Genomic DNA, 21567 nt, shown 5'->3' with positions numbered 1-21567 from the left:
TCCTCCTTGGGCTCACTCAGTGCTGGACCGTAACGGCCATGTTTCGATAGCCGAATTGCGCCGTGACTGACGTGTTCGTCAGTGCACTCGCGCTGGTCTGGGAGGTAACGGCATAGTTACCCGTACCGATCTGAATGGTCCCCTGGAGGTTGGAGCCTCCGTAGGGGAATACGGTCTGCACGCCGGTCTGAGATGCGATCGCCGTATTGCGATAGCCGGCCTGCACGATCAGCGAATCGTTGGAGCCCAGCGGGTTGGCGATCTGAGAGGTCAATGCGGTGTTGCCGACGCCGAACTGCGCCGTCGCCGACTTGTTCACGCCGAAGAACGAGGATTGACCCGTGACGGCGAAGTTACGCCCGCCGGCCTGGAAGGTGTCCTGCGAGTTATTGCCGCCCGCCTGATCGGCAAAGGATATGTTCCCCCAACCAAACTGTGTTGTCGAAGAGGAATTGCCGTTGCTTCCGATAACGCCCCCCTGGGAGGTTGCGGCGAAGTTCCCCGTGCCGACCTGCAACGTCGTCTGATCATTGTTGCCGCCGTCCTGCCCGACGATAGCCCCGTTGCCCCAACCGAACTGCATGACATTGGACGTATTGGAGCCAGGCTTGCCGTCGGTCTGGGTCGTCGAAGCGAAATTCAGGCCACCGACCTGCAGCGTATCCTGGGAGTTGTCCCTCTTGGACTGATCCGCGAAAGCGGAATTGCCAAAGCCGAACTGGCTGATCGTCGAGTTATTCTCCGCTCCGTCGCGCTGCCGAGTCGAGGCAAAATTCAGGGTGCCGACCTGGAGGGTGCTCTGGTCGTTGGTTTTGCCCTTCTGGTCGGCAATCGCGAAGTTGCCGGAACCAAACTGCAGGACAGCGGACGTATTGGACTTGGCCGTATCCTGGTTGATGACCGCGAAATTGCCGAAGCCGTTCTGCAATGTCAGCGCTTGGTTATTGCCGCTGTTCTGGCTGACGAAAGCGCCATTGAAGGCGCCCACCTGGCCGATAAACGATTCATTTTCCGCCGGTGTCGGTGGGCTTCCGCCATGCGGGCCACCGGGGCCGGCAAGAGTCAAAGACGTACTTGCCAGCAAAATGGAGAGAGCTGCAATCGTCCTCATATGATCCTCCCTGTTGTCCAAGACGGGGCAAGCGGTCATTCGCCGCCCTCGAGCTTGTTAATAAGCCGGCAGCAGACAGCCGAACAAGAGAACCGTTCGTATTAGGACGACAACGTCGGATAGCATCAAATATAAATGCCATACCTCAAAATGAGTAACGGATGAAACATGTATCGACATGGCGCATCCGCTATACTCTTCTTTGCCTAGAAGGAACTACGCCATCGGAAAGGCAAATAAATACAATCCAAATGCGTGGCAATTCATGATACCCTCAAGGAGGTCCGGCGAAAGGCTTGCTACATTATAATGGATTAGTTGACAGGCATGACTACGTTTGACAGTCTCGTAGCATCCGAAGCAATCGTTAAAGTTGAGATTCAGCTTGGTGAAGGGCAGCTGCCTAAGCGGCTGCTTTTCGCGACCCCGAGCTTTGCGGAATGGTTGAGTGAGCGCGTCGCCAAGAACGAGCCATCGTCGCTTGGCGCCGTCCTCACCCCGATCGAACAGCTGGATTTTCTCTTTTATACGTTCGTCTCCGGGAAGCCGCTTATTCATTGCAGACAATTCCGGGCAATCCGGATCGAACGAAATGCAGTTTGGGAATTGAAGACCGTCGATCTGCGCATATTCGGCTGGTTTGCCATGCGCGATTGCTTTGTAGCGGTTTTCGGAGACTGGGCCGACCATGTGAAGGATCATGATCTTTATCGTGGCTACCGGCTGGAGGTGCGCCGACTGCGCCGCGAGCTTGGTGTGGGTGATGCGTTGTGCGTTGAGGGAGTAAACCCGGAAGATGTCATTTCGGTTTGACATAGGCGCGCGTGCGCGTGCGGCCAGTCGCTTCATCGCAAACGTTCGCGGCGATCTCATTGCCGCCGCCATCGAAAGGCGATCCCAAACAGGTTTTACGCAGCAGCAGCTCGCGGAATTGGTGGGCGTCAGCCGACAGGAGTTGAACCGCTATTTTTGCGGGCAAAGAGAGCTTCCGCTTCGTTCGCTCGCGGACCTGGCCTGGGCGCTCGACAAGGAGATTCATGTCGAACTGCGCGATCCGGCGGGTTCGACGCAAAGCGGTGGCCTTGCTCAATCCAAGATACGCACCGAGATACCGGCCGATATGCGGATCGAGACGCGAGCAGCCGTTCATTTCATTAGCTTCAGAGAGGTCGTCTCCTGGAGCTCTTCGCGGGCGATCCGCACCATTATCGCCCGCGCCACTGTTGATAGGGACGAGTGAAACGCATGCGTTACGGATATTGCATCTTTTGCGATGACATTCGCACCGAAATCGGCGAAAAGCTGAGCTTCATCGGCGTCTACAGCGGCGTGCTGATGTTGCCGGAATTTCCCATTTCGCTGGCCAAGTTTTGCGTGCATGTGAATTTGGTCACCTTGGCGACGCAACCTTACCAGTCTATCGTGCTGCGTTGCGTTGCCCCGGGAGACCAACAGCCGCTTCTCGAGGAACGCTTGGAGTCGGCCCAGCTCGACGAACAGAGCAACCTGACGGATGGGTCCGAAACGGGCGATGACCCGATGCACGTCGTGGTCGGCGCCAGCCTTGTCTTTTCACCATTGAGGCTACGCCGCCCTGGGCTGCTGACCGTAAGCGCGATCATCGACGACAAGCCGGCGGAAATCGCCTCGCTGCGCGTCGCCCAGCGCTGAGCAAGCTCTCAAATTCCCTGGTCAATCGACACCGGAATCATCTCGCTGGTGTCCGTCCTTGAACCTTGTTGTGCTGGCGCTTGAGACGATATTCGCGCCCCTTTTGGCGCCAACTGCTGATCAGGGCCAAATACGAGACGGCCATATTGCGCGGCCGGCTTGCCGGATCGCTCGGATCCGGACCGGATGGTTCAAGCTTGGCGGATGTCAGGGGTTTCGCGATATTGTCTTTCAGCGCCCGGGCGGGTGCCATTACTCTTTCGCGATCGGCCAGCACATGTGTTGCCGGCCGATATTTCGGATTCCTGCCCTGCCCCGCTGCCGGGGCTGGTAGCTGCGAAATACATCAGGCGGGCTCATCATATTGCTCCCGCGACGGGTGACCGACATAGCGGATGTGTTAGCGGACGAGTTCCCGGATCTTATAGGCGACTTCCGTTCGGTTCGTCGCATTCAGCTTCTTCATGATATTGCGGATATGAACTTTGACGGTGCTTTCGCAAAGATCCATCTCGTAGGCGATGATTTTGTTCGCCTTTCCTCGCCTCAGCGCTTCCGCGACCACGACTTCACGCGGCGTGAAGAGGCTGTCGAGGCAGTCATTGCGGCTGGCCACGGGCGTAATCGCTTCCTTGGCCGCAAGCAGGCTGCTTGCCGGCACGAAGACGCCGCCTGCACGAGCAAGAGCAACGGCTTCCGCGGCAACCCTTATCCCGACGCTGGTCGGGATATAGCCACGAGCGCCACACTCCAGCGCATGCAGGAGCTGTGCAAGCTCGTCGCCATCTGCGCCGACGATCACAGGGCTTGGCTGGAATCTCTCCACCAAGGCACAGATCTTCGCGCTGACGTCGGTGTCGGAGACTTTTCGGCCGCCGATCATGAACAGAACCGCGGATGGCAGCACCTGCATATCGCGCATCTGCCATTCGTCGAGCGATCCCACCGTGACGACATGCATGGCGTCGTCGTACTCGCTCAGGCCTTTTGACAGGCATTCGCGATCCAGGGCACGGGAATCGACGAGAAGAATGTAGTCTTCCCATTCGTCGACGCCGGGCGTGCCGGATGCGATGAACGGCCGCAACGTGTCGGACGTCCGAACCGAAATAACGCGCGCGCCTGTATCGGAGGTGAATTTTTCACTTGTGAGCATTTGTCCATTCATGGCCGGCATCCCCAACTCTTAAAGTGGCCTCTGTATTTCTTGTAACCAACTCAGTATTGACTCCATACGGACAGCAAGAACTTTGTCTAAATTGAAACTTTTCTTTCTTTCTCATATCGTTCCCCTTGTTTTAGGTTTTTCTTACTGCAGTAATTGCTTATTTTGTTTTTACGCGCATTAACATATGTTAATAGTAAATTTAAATATTGACTAAAAGAATTCTTTTCAGACTTTAGTCTGAGTTTGATTCGCTCTATTCTTCAAATCATAGTTGTGTCGAAATAAGATTCGTCGAAATCGACGAGATCCATGAGGCGTGGGCGGTCAAGAAAAGCAACGACACCGTTGCGGAACGACAGGAGACCGGCTTCGCGCATATCCCTGAGCACGCGATTGATATGAACCGTCGACAAGCCGACGGCATCTCCGATGTCCGATTGGGTCAACGGACAATCGAAGCATTCCGAATTGGGGTCGTCTTGCGAGGTCCCGATCCGTGTCCCGAGCTCGAGCAGCAGGTAGCCGGTCCTCTCCAGCGCATCACGCCGTCCTATGTTGGCGAGGCTTTCCGACATGCGAGCCTGGCGTCTCACCAATTCGGCAATGGCAATGCGATAGAACAAGGCCGGCGTATCGATTTTGGGAATGGAGGCAAAATCCGGAAAGGCCATCACGGATACATTGGTAATGGCTTGCACGGTCTCGCGTGAAAGTACCGTCAACGACGTCGAGATCATATCGCCGCGCAGAAGGAATTCAGTCACGAAGCGCGTGCCGTTCGGCAGCATCTTGCTGGACGCTGCCCATCCATCCAAGAGAAAGAGAAGACGGGGCGCATTGCTCTCGTAGTCGCAGATCACGCTACCGGCGGCAAAGGTTCGCGCTATGCCACCCATGCTCTGGATATGCTCGATCGAAATCTGCCCCGCCATGCTGTGGTCCCCTCGGTCGGCAAGCATATTCCGAATGCTCAAATGGCCGCCCCAAAATATAAATTTCACTCTCTCCAAGTATTAGATATCATCTAAACACGGTGACGTCTCTAATGCAAATCAATATTCGTCACTCTGCTAACGTATGCCGTTACCATCTACACACTAATGCAACTTTAATGTATCAGTAATAATACTGAACTCGTCTGCGCGTTACATATATTTCAATCACGCAGTATCTTTCGAGAGAGAGCCGGCTATATTCCCGACATGGCGCATTCGTCGCTTCCGACCAGATGGCGGCGCATGTTCGAGATTCCCGCCCGAGCTTCCGCGATCGTGACACGGTGCCGGAGTGCGTCTATCCCTTCCTTTTCAGCCGCTTTCAGCAGCAGGGCGACATGAACGACCGGCGACAGTGCATCTTTTATGAAATAGGTCTCTCGCCCGACGGAATTGAAGAAACCTTCGACCTTACTGTCCCAACCCAGGCCCACATGCGGGATTTTGAGGGCATAGGCCGCGATACAGGCATGCAGCCTATGAGCCAGGATCACATCCATCGACTGAAGCGTCTGAATGAGATCGGCCGGAACCTGCGGGCGACTGGCAATATCGAGCGCGCCGGCTTCAACGACGCGATGTTTGCTGACCGAATTCCGGATGCGCTCCGCAAACAACTGATCTTCCCTCGCGCCGTTGCAAAACAGGACGACGCGCTGGCCGTCATCCAGGAGCACACCGACCAGATCCCTGTAGGCACCGATGCTGGAAAATGGGATGTGGGAGGCGTGATCCCCGCTATGCCTGTGCAGGATGACGGGATCGGTCACACATAGACCAACGGTCAGCTGGCGCTTGGAGGATGAGGCGGGTTTTTCCGCGATCGGCATCGCATGGACCAACAATCCAGGATCCCGTACGATTTTCGCGCTCGGGCCTTCGGGAAAGTGTTCCTGCCAATTGTCCTGGGCAAAGCCGTCCCGCACGGAGAGATGAACAAGCCTTGTCCGCCTCAAGCGCGCAAAGAGGTCATAGGCGGGCTCCGACCATTGCTTGCTGACACCGACGGCATAAACCGCCAGGGGGCGATCGTGCCGAGACACGCAATCGAGCACCTCGCCGATTTTCAACGGAAAATTGAGGTCATCGTCCTGAAACAAATTGCCGCCGCCGATAATGACGGCGTCCGCAAGCGCGATCTTGTCGTCCCACAAGCCGCGCAGCTTGTTCAGCCTGCGCTCCAGCACCAGGCGGACAAGCCGCCGCCGGGCAAAAAAGGGCAGCCGACGGAGCAATCCGAGCGCCAAGCGTCTACGGCCGCCATTGCTTGCGGCATAGGCCCTGCGCCCGGCAAGATCGATCGTTTCCACCTCGATCCCGTCTCCGCTTTTCATCAAGGCACCTTCGACGCATTCCGCCAGCAACCCGTCGCCGAGATTCTCGCTGTATTTGACGTTGAAGACGACAATCTTCATCTCAAACCTCCAGCGGTGCTCAAGTGTGGGCTATATTCACCCTTGGCCTCGCGCACCCCGGCGGTGAGTGCTGAAACGGTGCCCGCGAGGATATAAAACATCAATCCGAGATCGTAGACCGTGCCTGAGATAACAGCGGAAACAAGGACGGTGATGAAGCCGGCCTTGGCTGCGCGCACGATCGCGACGGCCTCGCGTGACGACGGATACCCCGGTCGCGTATCGGCCATCAGCACGCGGGCGACAAAGAGCGCAAAGAGCAACGTGCCGAAGATGCCGATATTGGACAGCAGGACGAGGCCGAAGCTCGATGCACGGGCACTTCCGAGGCCCGCGCCGAATCCAATCGTATCCACGAACGCCTCATAGGCCATGGCATTCCACATGAAGCGCTCGCGCCCAGACTGGCTGCCGGCCTTCGAGAACAGCATTTCATCGAGAAAATCCTGCAGATTATGCGCAAGATCCGGCATGACGATCAGAACGAAAAAGATGACGAGCGGCATGCTGGCGAGAATGGATACGATCAGGACAGGCCGGCCGGCACCCGGGTCGCGCCGGGAGGCCAGGAATGACTGCAGGCTGAGGACAGGCAGGATGATCGCGAGCCCGACAAGTGCGGTCGCCGATGTCGACAGGATCAGCGCCACGAGAAGTAAACTCGCGACGAGACCGGTTACGCCGGAGCGGATGCCGCCGAGCCACAGGCTCGTGACGACCGCAAAGAGGACGAGCGTGAAATCGGCAAATGCCGAGGCCTCGGGAAAGGTCCCGGAAATGCGTTTCAGCCCACCTTTCTCGGCGTTGGTCAAAAGCGCGTAATTGGCCGTTCTCACGAAGTCGAGCAGGAAATCCGTGTGCGTGAAATGCGTGATGATATCGGCAAGCGCGAAACCGAGGTTGACGCCTGCCACAATCAAAATCCCGTTGATGAATATTTTTGGAATGCCGTTGCCACGAAAGAAGGCGAAGGTGGCAATGAAACAGACGAGCCCTCCGGCGGCATAGACCGATTGGGTAATATTGTTTGAAGAAAAGCGCAGCGGCACCAGCGCGATAAGGCTACGCGCGCCGATCGAGCGCTCCACGGTCATTGTCTGCACCAGGCCCTGAAACAGTCGCGGGAAGAAGATCGCGGTGAAGATGCCAAATGCCGTTAGAAGCAGGAGGAAAAAGCCCGGACGCCAGGGTGCCAGGGCAGCGAGAAAAGGCGCTTCGCCATAGGCTGCGAACAACCGGACCGCGAAGAATAGTAGAAAGAGGCTTGGCACCAGCACCGATGCTCCGCCAAGGCCGGGTACGCTGAAGGCGGCAGCGGCACCGAAGACCGTCGACAGGATCATGATGATGAATGACAGTCGAACAGGTACGATCAGCGTCACAATACCGACAATTAACGTTAAAAGTCCCATGACATTCATAAGTGGCAACCTAGTGTTGTCTAATGTTGTTCCTCTTTATTGCCAAAAGGTAGCATGTGGACATGAAGCTGTATTTCCGCCGAACCTAAGCCTTTCGGGGGACATGCTGGCCGAAATACGCTCTATACCCTGTACGTTGTGCCGTTCATGCTTATGCACATGGATCGCTTCTTAAAAACATGTCGCTCTCGATGCATGTACAACCGCCGCGGATTCCTTCACGCATCCGTTGCGGCCGCACTCATTGCGATCGTAGACGTCGATGTTGCACGCGCTGGCGATACGGGAGATACGCTCGATATCAGCGGCATGACACTGACATTCGAAGATCCTTTCGATGATATGAATATCTCTGCCTGGGGGCCTGGCACCCGATGGATTGCCCACACTCCTTGGAATGGTGATTTCGGAGGTGCCCGCTTCTCCAATCCGGGTACCGACTTTCCCTTTGCGATACAGGATGGCATGCTGCGTATTACCGCCGCGCGTGATGACAAAGGTGCGTGGCGCTCCGGCCTGATTGCTTCCGTCGATCGAAATGGAGATGGCTTCTCTCAGCAATATGGCTATTTCGAAATGCGGGCGCGTCTACCCGACGGCCCCGGTGTCTGGCCGGCCTTCTGGCTGATCGGCAAGGATCGCTCAAAATCGACAGCCGAGATAGACGTCATCGAATATTATGGTGATAAGCCGGGAGCTTATTCTTCGACGGTGCATGTCTGGCACCGGGATGGACGCCACGATTCCGACTATGCCCGCATCGATGCATTCGGTTCTGCAAGTCCCGGTGACTTGCACACCTATGGCGTGAAGGTCGATTCCGATTTCATACGAATGTATTTCGATGGAAAGCTCGTTTGGAAAACCAAGGCTTTACCGGAACATCGCCAGCCGATGTACATGCTCGTCGATCTTGGTATCGTCGAAGGCATAACGAAGATGGCCGCGGCCGATCCATCCTTCATGTTTGTAGACTATGTCAGAGCCTACCAGTTCAGGTAGCTGCCTCATCACCAACCCCAACTCATTATCATCTCGATCGGCGTGATCGGGAATATCCTGTGCATGGTTCATGGCGACAGGTGCCCGACGTTCCCGTCGCCGCCATGCGTAATGCTTTTGGCCGAGTTGTTGCCGCCTTATCGGATGTTTCCGACGAATTGGCTACGCACCCTCAGGACTTACGACTTTCGGTGGTGAACGCGATCATCCCAATGATCAACTGGTGCTTTTGCCCCAGCGTGAAATTCTGCGGTGGACGATCGGGCACCGCATGTCGTGCCGTCGTCAGTCGCAGGATGACCCGGAGGGTGATGATGATTGACCGCGAGGCCCAAGCAGAAGCAGGTGGCGCAGCAGGCCTGCACTACGATCGCAACCTTTGCCTTCACGAAATGCTGCGCATGCAGGCTCGGGCGACACCGGAGGCAACCGCGCTCGTGTTTGACGACACTAGGCTCAGCTACCGTGATCTCGACCGCATATCCGACGCGCTTGCGTTGCATCTGGTCAGGATCGGCGTCCACAGGGCCGATATTATCGGTCTCTTCCTGCCGCGCAGCGCCAACGCCATCATTTGCAAGATAGCGATCCTCAAGGCCGGCGGTGCCTATCTGCCGCTTGATCCCGCCCTTCCGGTCGACCATCTCGATTTCGTCATCGGCGAATGCCTGCCGAAGGTCATCTTCGTCGATTCGGCCTTTGGCGATAAGCTTTGCAGTGTGCCGAGCATGAACGCCAAGGTCATCGAGGCAAATGCCATTATCGCCGAGATGGCAGGACAGCCACGGGTTGCCCTGCCGGCAACGACGATCACCGGCGCCGATCTTGCATACATCATGTACACGTCCGGCTCGACCGGGCGCCCCAAGGGAACAATGATCTGCCATCGCAGCATTGCGCGGGTGGCTCTCGACCAGAATTATGCCGATTTTCGCCGCGACGACGTCATTCTTCACGCCGCCACTATTTCCTTCGACGCGTCGACCTTCGAAATCTGGGGCGCGCTTCTCAATGGTTGCACACTGGCAATCATGCCCGATAGTGAGTTTTCCATCTCGCGCTTGTCCGACTTCATGCGAACGACGGATGTCAGCATCTCGTTCCTCACGACGGGGCTGTTCAACCTCTTTGCCGATCATGCCCGCGCATCCCTGCCGAAGCTTCGCCATATTCTTTTCGGTGGCGATGTCGGATCGGTCGTTCATGCCCGGCGCTTTCTCGAGCACCATCCCGGCTGCAAGCTCACCAATATCTATGGTCCGACCGAGACGACGGTCTTTGCCACCGCGTTCCCGGTCCTGCCCAGTTTTTCAGGCGGAGAGCTGCCAATCGGCAAGGCGATCGCGCATACAGGCATCGCCATATTGGACGAGGAGCTGCGCGTCGTTCCGCCGGGGATCGAAGGCCAGCTGGCAATATCGGGCGATGGCCTGGCCATCGCCTATTTCAAGCGCCCGGAACTGACCGAGCAGAAATTCGTGACCATTGCCACGAAGGAGGGCGCGACACGCTTCTATCTGACCGGCGACGTGGCCTGCATGAAGCCCGATGGCACCGTTACCTTCAAGGGACGGCGCGACCGGCAAGTCAAGATCAACGGCAAGCGCATAGAACTCGATGAGATCGAAGCCGCGCTCAGGCGCGATCCGCGTCTTGCCGACGGCATCGTCCTTTGCCACGTCCAGGGCGAAAACCTGAAACGCATCGTTGCCTATCTGTGCCCCAAGGAAAGCCACGTGGGCGCAGGCGCCGACCTCGTGCAGGGTGTCATGGCGACGCTGCGCATGGCACTTCCGGCCTATATGATCCCGAGCGCCGCCGTCATCGTCGATACTCTGCCGCTCACGGCAGCCGGCAAGGTCGACCGTTCCAAACTCTTGCCGCCGCCCGTCGAAATGCAGGCGAAGCCCATGGATACCAGGAACGGGACAGAAGAGCTGCTGATGACGCTGTGGCAGGATGCATTGAGCCTTGCCGGCGTCGATGTCGACCGAAACTTCTTCGACCTTGGCGGCACCTCGCTGCAACTGATGGAAATTCATGCCGGTCTCGAGGAAGGGCTTGGTCGAACGATCGATGTGGTTGCGCTGCTGCGCCATCCGACCATCCGGGAACTGGCCCTTTACCTGGACGGCAGGACGGCCGGCCCGACGCGGATCGCGGCGGCGGCCCAGCGCGCGGCCCTGCAGAAGAAGGCAATCTCTCACATCCGCAGGAGCTCCTTATGAAACGAAATCACCAAGAGATGGGCGAACAGCGTGATTTCGAAGAGAATGAGGATCTGAACGGGCAGATTTCCGGGCACATCGCCATTATAGGCATGTCCGGCCGTTTCCCCGGCGCCTCCTCCGTCGATGAGCTCTGGAAGCTCGTGCTCGAAGGAAAGAACGCCTTTTCCCGCTTCTCACCGGATGAAATCGAAGACGCGTTCACCGACGAGGAGCGGGCGCAGCCGAACTATGTCGCGGCAAGGCCTCATCTCGATAATGCCGATATGTTCGACGCCGAATTCTTCGGCATGTTTCCACGCGAGGCTGCCATTACCGATCCGCAGCATCGCATCTTCCTGGAAATATGCTGGGAAGCGCTGGAGGACGGGGGATACGATCCGCAGCGCTATGCCGGCCCGATCGGCGTCTTCGCCGGCTCCTCGATGCCGACCTATCTGATCAACAATGTTCTGCACGATCGCGCCAAGGCGGAAGAATTCACATCGAACTACCAGATCGGCTCGTTTCACGAACTCGTCGGCGCGCTCAACGATACGCTCGCAACCCGCGTCGCCTACAAGTTCAATCTGCGCGGCCCGGCCTTCACGCTGCAGTCCGCATGTTCAACCTCGCTTCTCGCCGTTTCACAGGCGTGTCAGAATCTGCTTACCTATGGCTGTGACATGGCTCTCGCGGGCGGCATCTCGGTCACCATCCCGCAAAAGAGGGGCTACATCTATCAGGAAGGCGGCATGGCCTCGCCGGACGGCACTTGCCGGCCTTTCGACGCCGACGCCGCCGGAACCGTTTTTGCGAGCGGAGCCGGCGTCGTTCTCCTGAAGCGCTACGAGGAAGCGCTTCAGGATGGCGATCACATCTATGCGCTCATTCGCGGCTACGGCATCAACAATGACGGCAGTGACAAGATCGGTTTCACGGCACCGAGCGTGGACGGACAAGCCGAGGCGATCGCCACCGCGATCGCCAATGCGGGCGTCGATCCCTCGACGATCGGCTATATCGAATGCCACGGCACCGCGACGCCGCTCGGCGATCCCATCGAGTTCAATGGCCTGACGAGAGCCTTCGCGGACGGCGCGCCGGGAGCCGCCAGCTGCGCACTTGGATCGGTCAAGGGCACCATCGGCCATACGGATGCCGCAGCCGGCGTAACCGGGCTCATCAAGACGGCGCTGGCGCTTCACAGCGCAAAAATCCCGCCGATGCCGAATTATCGTCAGCCCAATCCACGCATCAATCTCGAAGGGAGTCCTTTCTACATTCCGACCGCAATGATCGACTGGCCGCAGGGGCAAGTGCCGCGCAGGGCCGGGGTGAGCGCCTTCGGGGTCGGCGGTACGAATGTCCATGTCGTTTTGGAGGAACCTCCCCATCCATCAACTAAGTCCAACGAGGTAGAGGGGCATTACATCTTACCTCTTTCGGCGCGCAATAAACCAGCTCTTGCGCAGATGCGCACCAATTTGAGTAATCATCTCGCCGAGAATCCGAAGCTTTCGATCGCGCAGCTCGCCTGCACGCTGCAAACGGGACGGCGCGAGTTCGGCCATCGGCTGGCGGTTGCCGCCGGAAGTGTCGAGGAAGCGATCATCAAGCTGACAACGGATAGCTATCAGCCCCTTGTCGCCGTGGATCAGCCGCCGGTTGCATTCATGTTCCCCGGTCAGGGTGCACAATATGTCGGCATGGGTGCCGGCCTCTACAGCTCCGAACCGGAATTCGCCCGCTGGATCGATCGTGGCTCCGAGCTTCTGAAAATGACTCTCGGGCTCGACCTGCGTGACTACATCTGCCACACCGGCCCCGTGACGCAGGCGATCGCCGATGAACAGCGCGAAACCCGCATCGCTCAACCCTGTCTTTATCTTGTCGAATATGCACTTGCCCGATTGTGGCTCAGCCGCGGTGTCAAGCCGTATGCCATGATCGGTCACAGCGTTGGCGAATTTGTTGCCGCTACGCTCGCCAACGTCATTTCCTTCGAAGACGGACTGCGCCTCGTGGCCAATCGCGGACGGCTGATGCAGCATCAGCCGCAGGGCGCGATGGTATCCGTTCGCGCCGACGCCACCACGACGGCTTCCTATCTGCAAGGCGATGTCGAAATTGCTGCGATCAATGCTCCGAAGCTTTGTGTTATCTCCGGCCCGTTCGGCGACATCGACAAGGTCTGCACGGCGCTTGAAGCCGCCGAGATAGCCTTCAGTCGCCTGCACACATCACACGCTTTTCATTCGGTCATGATGAAGGATGCGGCGCTTGCGCTCCGCCATGAAACGGAAAAGGTAACCTACGGCACCGCGACGATCCCCTTCATCTCCGGCGTCACCGGCGACTGGCAAACCGCCGAGCTGATGACATCTCCCAACTATTGGGCCATGCATTGTCGCGATGCCGTCCACTTTGCCGATGGCCTGGTCACGCTTTGCCGCGACCGCAAGCCGCTTCTTCTCGAAGTCGGGCCGGGGCGGACGCTTTCGGTATTTGCCGCGCAGACGATCGCCCGTGATGGTCTTGCCGCCGTCGTGCAATCCCTGCCGGAGCATGACCGGGCCTCCGCTGCCGCCGAAACTCTCGCGGAAGCGCACGGCAAGCTATGGATGACGGGCTGCCGGCTCAGCTGGCCGGCTCTCCCGTCGGTCGCCCGGCAGCGTCTATCTCTGCCCACCTATCCGTTCCAGCGCCAGCGCCATTGGATCGATGCGCCCTCGTCCGCGCGTCGCGCATCGAGCCGGGGCGCCCTTGCCAACCCGGCGAGCGCTCCTGAAAGCGAACCCCTTGTCTCTGACGTCAACCTCACCGAGGAGAAACGAGCAATGAATGTTGCAGCATCAATTTCCATCTCCAGCCGCCTGCCGCAATTGGAAACGGCTCTTCTGACGCTATTGAGCGACATGTCGGGTGAAACGCTGGGGCCCGACGAACGGGCGACGACATTCCTGGAGCTCGGCTTCGATTCGCTCTTCGTCGGTCAGTTTGCGCAACGCATCGAAAAGGACTTCAAGGTCAAAATTTCCTTCCGGGAATTGCTGAGCGATATCCCTTCCGTTGCCGATCTGGCCATCTACCTCGATCAGCAAATGCCACCCGAGGCAGTGAAGGCGGCTGAACCCGTGCCATCCCCCGCCGCGGCCGCGCCGATGCCGGCTATGTCAGCGCCAAGCGTGTCAGCGCCGATCATGCCTGCCGCTACACAAGCGGCAGGCATGCCAGCGGCAGCATCGGACCTCGCCACCGTGCTGCAATCCCAGATCCAGATGGCGCAGACTCTGTTCTCTCAGCAGCTGCTGATGCTGCAGGCCATGCAGGGTGGCGCCCAGACCTCCTCTATGCCGAGCGCGATGCCCGTGGCAGCCATTGTGCAGACGCCGCAACCGGCAACGAGTGCGTCCCCTGCCCCCGCCCCCGCCGCCGCCGCGGACAGCGATTTCGGCACCGAACGCATCAAACTCTATCGTCCGAATGCCAAGAGCCTGGCGCCAGAGATTACCGCGGCCAAGCAGGACTTCATCACCAGCCTCACCAAGGCCTATGAAACCAAGAACGCCAAATCGAAGAGCTTTACCCAGGGACATCGCGGACATCTGGCCGATCCCCGTTCCGCTTCGGGCTTCCGGGCAGATTGGAAGGAAATGGTGTTCCCGATCGTCTGCGACCATTCCAAGGGCGCCTATATCTGGGATATCGACGGCAATCAGTATGTCGATCTGGTCAACGGCTTCGGGCAGACGGCCTTCGGCCATGCACCTGATTTCGTCATCGACGCCGTCAAGGCTCAGGCCGACCGGGGATTTGCCATCGGCCCGCAGACGCCGCTTGCCGGCGACGTCGCAAAGATGATCGCCGAAGTGACCGGACACGAGCGTGTCACCTTCTGCAATACCGGTTCGGAAGCGGTCATGGCTGCAATGCGGCTTGCGCGCGCCGTCACCGGCCGTGATCGGGTCGTGGTCTTTGCCAATGACTATCACGGCCAGTTCGACGAAGTACTGGTCAAGGGCCGTAATCGCGCCGACAAGCCGATCGCCCTGCCCGTCGCCTCAGGCATTCCGATGGCCTCGGTGTCGAATATGACTGTGCTGCGTTACGGCGCGCCGGAAAGCCTCGACTTCATCCGCGCCAATGCCGCCGATATAGCGGCTGTCATCATCGAGCCGATCCAGAGCCGTCATCCCGAATTGCAGCCGCGCGAGTTCGTCCTGGAACTGCGCGACATTGCCACCAAGTCCGAATTCGCCCTGGTCTTCGATGAGGTCGTCACCGGCTTCCGCGTCGATCCCGGCGGCATGCAGGCGATCTGGGGCATCAAGGGCGATATGGCAACCTATGGCAAGGTCGTCGGCGGCGGAATGCCGATCGGCGTGCTTGTCGGCAGCCCGCGCTTCATGGATGCGCTCGATGGCGGCTATTGGGATTACGGCGACAGCTCCGTGCCCATGACGGCGCCGACATTCTTTGCCGGCACCTTCGTACGTCATCCCCTGACGCTCGCAGCCGCAGACGCCGTGTTGCACCACATCAAGGGAGAGGGATCGGTTCTCTACAGCCGTGTCGCCGAGCGAACCGAAGCACTGGTTGCGGAGATCAAAGCCGATCTTGCCAGACGTGGCATTGCCGATGTGGTTCATGGCTACAAGAGCTGGTTCGCCACCGACTTTTCCAGCCAGGATCCGCTCGGCGCGCTGTTCTATGCCCAGATGCGGCTGAATGGCGTCCACATACAGGATGGGTATCCCTGTTTCCTGACGACAGCACACAGCGAAGACGATTTCCGCACGATCGCGAAAGCGTTCCGCGACAGTCTCGACACCATGCAGGGCGTTGGAATATTCACGGCAAAAGAAGAACCATCGATATCGGCAAAGCAGATACAGGCATCCGTCGCGAGGCCGGAATCCGTGCCGTTGACGGAGGCACAAACGGAAATATGGCTCGCAGCCCAGGCGGGCGACGAAGCCTCCTGCTCATTCAACGAGTCCTTTTCGCTGACGCTGAAAGGAACCCTGGACGAGGCGGCCATCCGGAAGGCTATCGATACGGTCATTGCGCGCCATGACGCGTTTCATATTCGTTTTGACCGCGGCGGTGAGTATTTCCGCTTCATTCCGGATTTCAAGCTCGACCTGCCGATCCTTGAGGATATCGACGACCAGGGCCTTGCCATTCTCATAGACGATGATGCCAATACGCCCTTCGATCTCATCAACGGCCCCCTGGTTCGCGCAAGCATCGTCAAGCTGGCGCCCGAAAAGCACGTGCTGGTCTTCACGGCCCATCACATCATCTGCGACGGCTGGTCGATCAATACCTTCGTCGAAGAGCTCAGCACCGCCTACGAGGCCTACAGGACGGGCAATGCTCCCGAATTCCAGCCGGCCCTTTCCTTCGCCACCTATTCGACGGATCTTTCCCCCAGGCCGGAGAAATCCCAGGCGACCGAACAGTTCTGGCTCGATCAGTTCAAGACGGTTCCGGACCTTCCGGACCTGCCGCTCGATCGGCCGCGTCCAGAATATCGCAGTTTCGCGGGCGGCAGCTGCACCGGCTATATCGATGCCGACGTCTATAAGGCGCTGAAGAAGAAGGGAGCCAAATCGGGCGCTACCCTGTTCTCGACTCTGCTAGCAACCCTCCAGGTCATGATATCGCGGTTGTCGGGTCAGGACGATATCGTCATCGCCATTCCATCGGCCGGTCAAAGCCTGCTCGATGGCCAGATCCTCGTCGGCCATTGCGTCAACCTGCTTCCGCTGCGTCAGGCGGTATCGCCAACGGAGCCGTTTGCGGATCACCTGAAGGCAACGCAGCAGCTCGTCTTTCAAGCCTTTGAACATCAGGATTACACCTACGGCACGCTGGTGCGCAAACTGGATACGAAGCGCGATCCGCGCCGCCTGCCGCTCACCGAAATACAGTTCAACCTCGAACGCATGGCCGGCGGATCATCCTTCGGCGATCTCAAGCCGACGATGGAGCCCAACGCAAAGGCCTTTTCCAACTTCGATTTGTTCTTCAACATGATCGAGGCAGCCGACCACATCCGCATCGACGTCGACTACAACGCCGATGTCTTCGATCGTTCGACCGTGGAGCGATGGATCAGTCACTTCTCGACGCTCGCAGCCACCTTGGCCAAAGATATGGATCACAAGGTCGGTGAACTGTCGCTGCTGTCGGCGGAGGAGAAATCCTGGCTGGTCGACGATCTCAATCGGACGGCTGCACCATATGACCACGATCAGTTCGTCTTCTCGCTCTTTTCCAAACGGGCAGCCGAACAGCCGAATGCCGTCGCTGTCCAACATGACGGCCAGGCACTCAGCTACGGCGAGCTGGAGACGCGCTCGAACCAGCTTGCTCTTTACCTGCAGATGGCGCTTCCCGATCCCGGTCAGCGTATCGCGATACTGGTCGAGCGATCGCTGAACATGATCGTCGCCCTGCTCGCGGTCATGAAGGCAGGACATACCTATGTCCCGATGGATCCCGCTCACCCGGAACCCCGCCTGCTGCAGACGCTGGATATCGCCCGCATCGGCGGCCTGGTCTGCGACAGCGACGACATGGCCCGGCTTGCAAAGGATGTTCCCGTTATCCGGCTCGACCAGGATGCCAAGGCGATCAGCTCGATGACCGGCCTTGCCCTGAAGACCCTGCCTGTCGATACGACCGCATCCGCCTATATCATTTTCACCTCCGGCTCGACCGGCATGCCGAAGGGGGTCGAGGTTTCGCATCGATCCCTGACCAACTTCCTTCTCTCCATGGCGAGGGAACCCGGCTTCGGCGCGGATGACACGCTTGTCGCGGTCACGACCATCTCGTTCGACATAGCCGGTCTGGAACTCTACCTGCCGCTGATATCGGGCGGAAAGGTCGTCATCGCCAGCCGCAGTCAGGTCCAGGACGGCTTTGCACTGGTCAAGCTCATCGACGAACATGATGCCACGGTGCTGCAGGCCACGCCGACGCTTTGGCAGATGCTGGTGGAAGCCGGCCTGAAGGAGCGGCGGACGCTGAAAATGCTCTGCGGCGGCGAACCTCTGCCCAAGGAACTGGCGCGCTCGCTGCTTGGTATCGGCGGCGAACTCTGGAATATGTACGGCCCGACGGAAACGACGATCTGGTCGTCGCTGCAACGCATCACGGATGCCGATCAGCCGATCACCATCGGCCATCCCATCGCCAATACCCAGCTCTTCATTCTCGACCAGAGCGAGAATATCGCGCCAATCGGCGTCATCGGCGAGCTGCATATCGGTGGCGACGGCCTGGCGGAAGGCTATTTCGATCGCCTCGATCTCACAGAAAAAGCCTTCGTCCCGCATTGCTTCGCCATCGGCAGGCCGATGCGGCTTTACAGGACCGGCGACGTCGGGCGGCGGCTGGCAGATGGTTCGCTGCAATTGCTCGGGCGGCGTGACCAGCAGGTCAAGCTGCGCGGCTTCCGTATCGAGCTCGGCGACATAGAGGCCGTCATATCTAAAGCGGAAGGTGTGCGCCAATGTGCCGCCGTTGTCGCCGAAAACGCCAAGGGCGATCGGTCTCTGGTCTGCTATATCGTGCCTCAAACAGGCGGCAATGACGCATTGACGGCCGATATCGCGACGCATGCCAAAGCCCATCTGCCCGGACATATGGTCCCGAGCTTCTGGGTGCTGGAAAGCGAGCTGCCGCACACCGCCAACGGCAAGCTCGACCGCAAAGCTCTACAGCAGCGCGGCGTGCCGCAGCGGGGAGCCGCGCCGACCAAGGTCCAGCCAAAAACCGAGATGGAACAGCGGCTGCTGGCGATCTGGCAGGACGTTCTCAACCTCGGCGATATCGGCATCGATGACAATCTCTACGCGCTCGGCGCCGACTCGCTTGCCATCTTCCGCATCGCCGCCCGCATGCGCGACGACGGCTTGCCATTGGAAGCAAAGCATCTCTTGCGTCATCCGACGATTGCCGCATTGGCTGCCTTTGCCGACAGCCAGGCGGAGGCTCCGTCCGATCCCGTTCAGCTGCACATACCATCACTGCGAGATTTTCGTAACGGCGCACGCCGAGGCCTGGGGGCATCTCTATGAGTACAGTCGACAATAGTCCAAGCGGTACCCTTGCCGAACCGCAGATCATCGGCGAATTTCCCTGTACGCAGACGCAGTTGCGCTGCTGGATTCTCGATCAGCTCAATCCCGGCAATCCGGCGCTCAATGTCGCGGTCCGGTGGGAAATCCGGGGTTCATTCAAGGTCGCGACCCTCGAAGCGGCCTTTCGAAAAATCATCCAGCGTCATGAAATACTAAGAACCCGTTTCATCGAAAAAAGTGGTCAGCCATTCCAGCAGGCCGTCAGCGATGTCAATTTCAAGATGTCGGTGATCGATCTGCGCGGCATGCCGCCGGAGCAGCGCCAGGCAAGAATCCTGTCGATCGGCGAGGAGACCGCGCAGGCGCCTTTCGATCTAAGCATTCCAGGCCTCTTTCGCGTCACCTTGCTGATGGCCGAAAACGAGCGCGGCTTTCTGTTGATCACCGCGCATCAGAGCTGCTTCGATGGCTGGTCCATCCGCGTGCTCGGGCGCGAAGTCGGCGAGATCGCCGCCGCGATCGATGCGGGACGCCCGCCGGTCTTGCCGGAACTGCCGCTGCAATATGGCGACTATGCCCTCTGGCAGCAGGAATACCTGCAAAGCTATGGCTTCGAGACGGAGAAGGCCTTCTGGCGGGAAACCATGCAGGGTGCCCCCTATTTCGAGGTCGTCTCCGACCGACCGCGCGGTCAGGTCAAGACCAATCGCGGCGACATCCTTTCCATCGCCCAACCGTCCGCTTTCACCGATCGCATGGATGCGGCGGCGCGCGCGCATTGCGTTTCGCAATACAGCTTCGGGGCGGCGGTTTTGAGCGCGGCCCTCCATCGCCTGACGGAGGCTCCGACCGTCCTGTTCGGATCGCAGATCGCCGGTCGCGAACAAAGCGATCTGGAGGACCTGATCGGCGTCTTCATCAACAATCTGGTTCTGCGCTTCGATTTCAGCTCCGATACCAGTTTTGCCGAGCATATCCGTTCCGTCAGCGCGACGATCGAAGGCGCACTGAACCATCAGCGCATGCCGTTCAACAAGCTCGTGGAACTCGTCAATCCGGTGCGCGATCCGGCACGCAATCCGCTGATCTCCGTCAATTTCAACCTGCAGAAAGCGTTTCTCGAGGATCGGCGCTATGGCGGTTTCGAGCTGATCAGCTCGCCCTCGCAGTCTCCCGGCGTCATCTACGATCTGAGCTTCATCATGATCGGCCGACCGACCGGCTGGCGCATGTCGATCGAATACAATGCCGACCTTTTCGAAGCCAGCACCATCGAAAGCCTCCTGCAACTATGGAGGAACGCTTATGAAATTGCTCTCGATCACCCTGAGGCGCCGCTTTCTTCGCTCGCTGCGCCGGAACGACACCTGGCAGCTTCCGCCGAGGCTGCGCCGATGGATGGCGCCGTCACAAGCAAATCGCCTGCGGATACGCGGATGGAAACGCTTGCTGAGCTTTGGAAAGAAGTCCTACAGGTTCCGCAAATACGTCCGGATGATGATTTCTTCGCACTCGGCGGCCACTCGCTCCTCGCGTTACGGCTCCTATCGGAAATACGCACTAGATTCGAAGCAGCACCGACATTGCAGCTTCTATTCAAGCAGCCGACGTTTGCAGGCTTTGCAGCGGCGATCTTCAATGTCGATGCGACGCCGGCAGCACAGGAGAAGCCGGTAAACCCGTGGGAACTGATCACCTGCAAGCATGGTACGGGGACCAGTACGGTTTATACGCTCAATCATCCGTTTCTGTATTATCGCCTTGCCAACGAGCTGCCGGACAGCGTCTCGGTGCAGAATGTCAACATGTTCCATGCGGATCTGGCGAACGGCCTGGATCGCCTGAGCATCGAAGATATGGCCAGCCGCGCGATAGACGCCATGCGGATCGACAAGGCGGTGGGCCGTGTTGCCATCGTCGGGCTCTGCGTCAATGGCGTCCTGGCACTGGAGGTCGGACGGCAATTGCAGGAAAGAGGCGTCGATGTCGGCACCACGGCAATCATCGACGCATGGGCTCCGGGCTATTTCGTATCCCTGCCGAAGCGGGAGCAGGCACGCTGGAACCGTGAACGGCGGCGCAAGCGGCTCGCCTATTTCACCCGAAAACTGTTCTCCGGCCGTATCCGGCTGATCGACTATCTCAAGGAGTTCGAAATCTCGCTGTCGCTCCTGAGATTATTCGGTGTCAAGGCTGGGCAATATTCGGCTGAAGAGGAAGCGAACGAGGCCGTTACCAAGTTGCTCGTGGCAGCAGCGCGCCACTACAAGCCGCCGCAGACGAAGGATCCCAGCGTCGTGCTGCTGCGAAGCAGCGCGACCCATCCTCGGGCACGCAAATTGCGGTTCGGATGGGGTGACGCGATCGGGGACGACTGCACGGTGGTCGATATCGATGGCTGGCACGAGGATTCGCTCACCAGCAACGGCATCCGCGACCTGGCGTCGACACTCGCCGGAAAACTCGCCGGCGGCTAGA

12 protein-coding genes are annotated in these 21567 nt (G+C 58.8%); 7 read left to right on the top strand and 5 right to left on the bottom strand.

From position 1 onward, the window contains the following. Positions 1-16: 16 nt before the first annotated feature. Positions 17-1111, bottom strand: a complete 1095-nt coding sequence (locus FP026_RS06695; protein WP_149633845.1) for a hypothetical protein — start codon at positions 1109-1111, stop codon at positions 17-19. 327 nt (positions 1112-1438) lie between these two features. Between FP026_RS06695 and FP026_RS06690 the strand changes: the two genes are divergently transcribed. The 3 genes from FP026_RS06690 to FP026_RS06680 are packed head-to-tail and all read left to right on the top strand — an operon-like array spanning position 1439 to position 2782. Further along, a complete protein-coding gene (locus FP026_RS06690; RefSeq protein WP_149634105.1) occupies positions 1439-1924 on the top strand; it encodes a hypothetical protein in 486 nt (161 codons plus the stop codon). Further along, positions 1908-2351 (top strand): helix-turn-helix domain-containing protein, encoded by a 444-nt coding sequence (locus FP026_RS30920; protein WP_149633844.1) that lies wholly within the window; start codon positions 1908-1910, stop codon positions 2349-2351. Before FP026_RS06690 ends, FP026_RS30920 begins: the two co-directional genes overlap by 17 nt. A gap of 5 nt (positions 2352-2356) precedes the next feature. Next, positions 2357-2782 (top strand): DUF6941 family protein, encoded by a 426-nt coding sequence (locus FP026_RS06680; RefSeq protein WP_149633843.1) that lies wholly within the window; start codon positions 2357-2359, stop codon positions 2780-2782. A gap of 400 nt (positions 2783-3182) precedes the next feature. On the opposite strand, the gene FP026_RS06675 is transcribed toward FP026_RS06680, so the two are convergent. From FP026_RS06675 to FP026_RS06660, 4 genes are all read right to left on the bottom strand, one after another. Beyond that, entirely contained in the window at positions 3183-3950 is a 768-nt protein-coding gene (locus FP026_RS06675) for a response regulator transcription factor (protein ID WP_149633842.1), read from the bottom strand. A gap of 260 nt (positions 3951-4210) precedes the next feature. After that, positions 4211-4882, bottom strand: a complete 672-nt coding sequence (locus tag FP026_RS06670; protein ID WP_188112520.1) for a Crp/Fnr family transcriptional regulator — start codon at positions 4880-4882, stop codon at positions 4211-4213. A gap of 257 nt (positions 4883-5139) precedes the next feature. Next, the gene (locus FP026_RS06665) at positions 5140-6360 is read right to left on the bottom strand and encodes a polysaccharide pyruvyl transferase family protein (RefSeq protein WP_149633840.1); all 1221 of its coding nucleotides are present in this window, start codon (positions 6358-6360) and stop codon (positions 5140-5142) included. Then, positions 6357-7772, bottom strand: a complete 1416-nt coding sequence (locus tag FP026_RS06660; RefSeq protein WP_246665271.1) for a hypothetical protein — start codon at positions 7770-7772, stop codon at positions 6357-6359. Before FP026_RS06660 ends, FP026_RS06665 begins: the two co-directional genes overlap by 4 nt. A 204-nt stretch (positions 7773-7976) precedes the next feature. On the opposite strand from FP026_RS06660, the gene FP026_RS06655 reads away from it, so the two are divergent. The 4 genes from FP026_RS06655 (at position 7977) to FP026_RS06640 (ending at position 21566) form a co-directional block, all read left to right on the top strand. Further along, the gene (locus FP026_RS06655; RefSeq protein WP_149633839.1) at positions 7977-8783 is read left to right on the top strand and encodes a glycoside hydrolase family 16 protein; all 807 of its coding nucleotides are present in this window, start codon (positions 7977-7979) and stop codon (positions 8781-8783) included. Positions 8784-9097: 314 nt separating this feature from the next. After that, positions 9098-11011, top strand: coding sequence for a non-ribosomal peptide synthetase (locus FP026_RS06650; RefSeq protein WP_149633838.1), 1914 nt, complete (start codon positions 9098-9100; stop codon positions 11009-11011). Beyond that, complete coding sequence (locus tag FP026_RS06645) at positions 11008-19086, top strand: non-ribosomal peptide synthetase/type I polyketide synthase (protein WP_149633837.1); 8079 nt, start codon at positions 11008-11010, stop codon at positions 19084-19086. Before FP026_RS06650 ends, FP026_RS06645 begins: the two co-directional genes overlap by 4 nt. Then, entirely contained in the window at positions 19083-21566 is a 2484-nt protein-coding gene (locus FP026_RS06640) for a condensation domain-containing protein (RefSeq protein WP_149633836.1), read from the top strand. The genes FP026_RS06645 and FP026_RS06640 overlap by 4 nt, the downstream gene beginning before the upstream one ends. Position 21567: the final 1 nt, after the last annotated feature.

This window comes from Martinezella tropici (assembly GCF_008370325.1).
GTDB classification, from domain to species: Bacteria; Pseudomonadota; Alphaproteobacteria; order Rhizobiales; family Rhizobiaceae; genus Rhizobium; species Rhizobium tropici_B.
The sequence above is the reverse complement of the archived record's forward strand: the minus strand, read 5'-3'. Positions and strand labels throughout refer to the sequence as shown.

Excerpts from the sequence above, each read along its gene's own strand:
- FP026_RS06695 (WP_149633845.1), bottom strand. The coding sequence starts at position 1,111 with ATGAGGACGATTGCAGCTCTCTCCATTTTGCTGGCAAGTACGTCTTTG.
- FP026_RS06645 (WP_149633837.1), top strand. The coding sequence starts at position 11,008 with ATGAAACGAAATCACCAAGAGATGGGCGAACAGCGTGATTTCGAAGAG.
- FP026_RS06690 (WP_149634105.1), top strand. The coding sequence starts at position 1,439 with ATGACTACGTTTGACAGTCTCGTAGCATCCGAAGCAATCGTTAAAGTT.
- FP026_RS06680 (WP_149633843.1), top strand. The coding sequence starts at position 2,357 with ATGCGTTACGGATATTGCATCTTTTGCGATGACATTCGCACCGAAATC.
- FP026_RS06650 (WP_149633838.1), top strand. The coding sequence starts at position 9,098 with ATGATTGACCGCGAGGCCCAAGCAGAAGCAGGTGGCGCAGCAGGCCTG.
- FP026_RS30920 (WP_149633844.1), top strand. The coding sequence starts at position 1,908 with ATGTCATTTCGGTTTGACATAGGCGCGCGTGCGCGTGCGGCCAGTCGC.
- FP026_RS06655 (WP_149633839.1), top strand. The coding sequence starts at position 7,977 with ATGTACAACCGCCGCGGATTCCTTCACGCATCCGTTGCGGCCGCACTC.
- FP026_RS06665 (WP_149633840.1), bottom strand. The coding sequence starts at position 6,360 with ATGAAGATTGTCGTCTTCAACGTCAAATACAGCGAGAATCTCGGCGAC.
- FP026_RS06675 (WP_149633842.1), bottom strand. The coding sequence starts at position 3,950 with ATGAATGGACAAATGCTCACAAGTGAAAAATTCACCTCCGATACAGGC.
- FP026_RS06640 (WP_149633836.1), top strand. The coding sequence starts at position 19,083 with ATGAGTACAGTCGACAATAGTCCAAGCGGTACCCTTGCCGAACCGCAG.
- FP026_RS06670 (WP_188112520.1), bottom strand. The coding sequence starts at position 4,882 with ATGGCGGGGCAGATTTCGATCGAGCATATCCAGAGCATGGGTGGCATA.
- FP026_RS06660 (WP_246665271.1), bottom strand. The coding sequence starts at position 7,772 with ATGGGACTTTTAACGTTAATTGTCGGTATTGTGACGCTGATCGTACCT.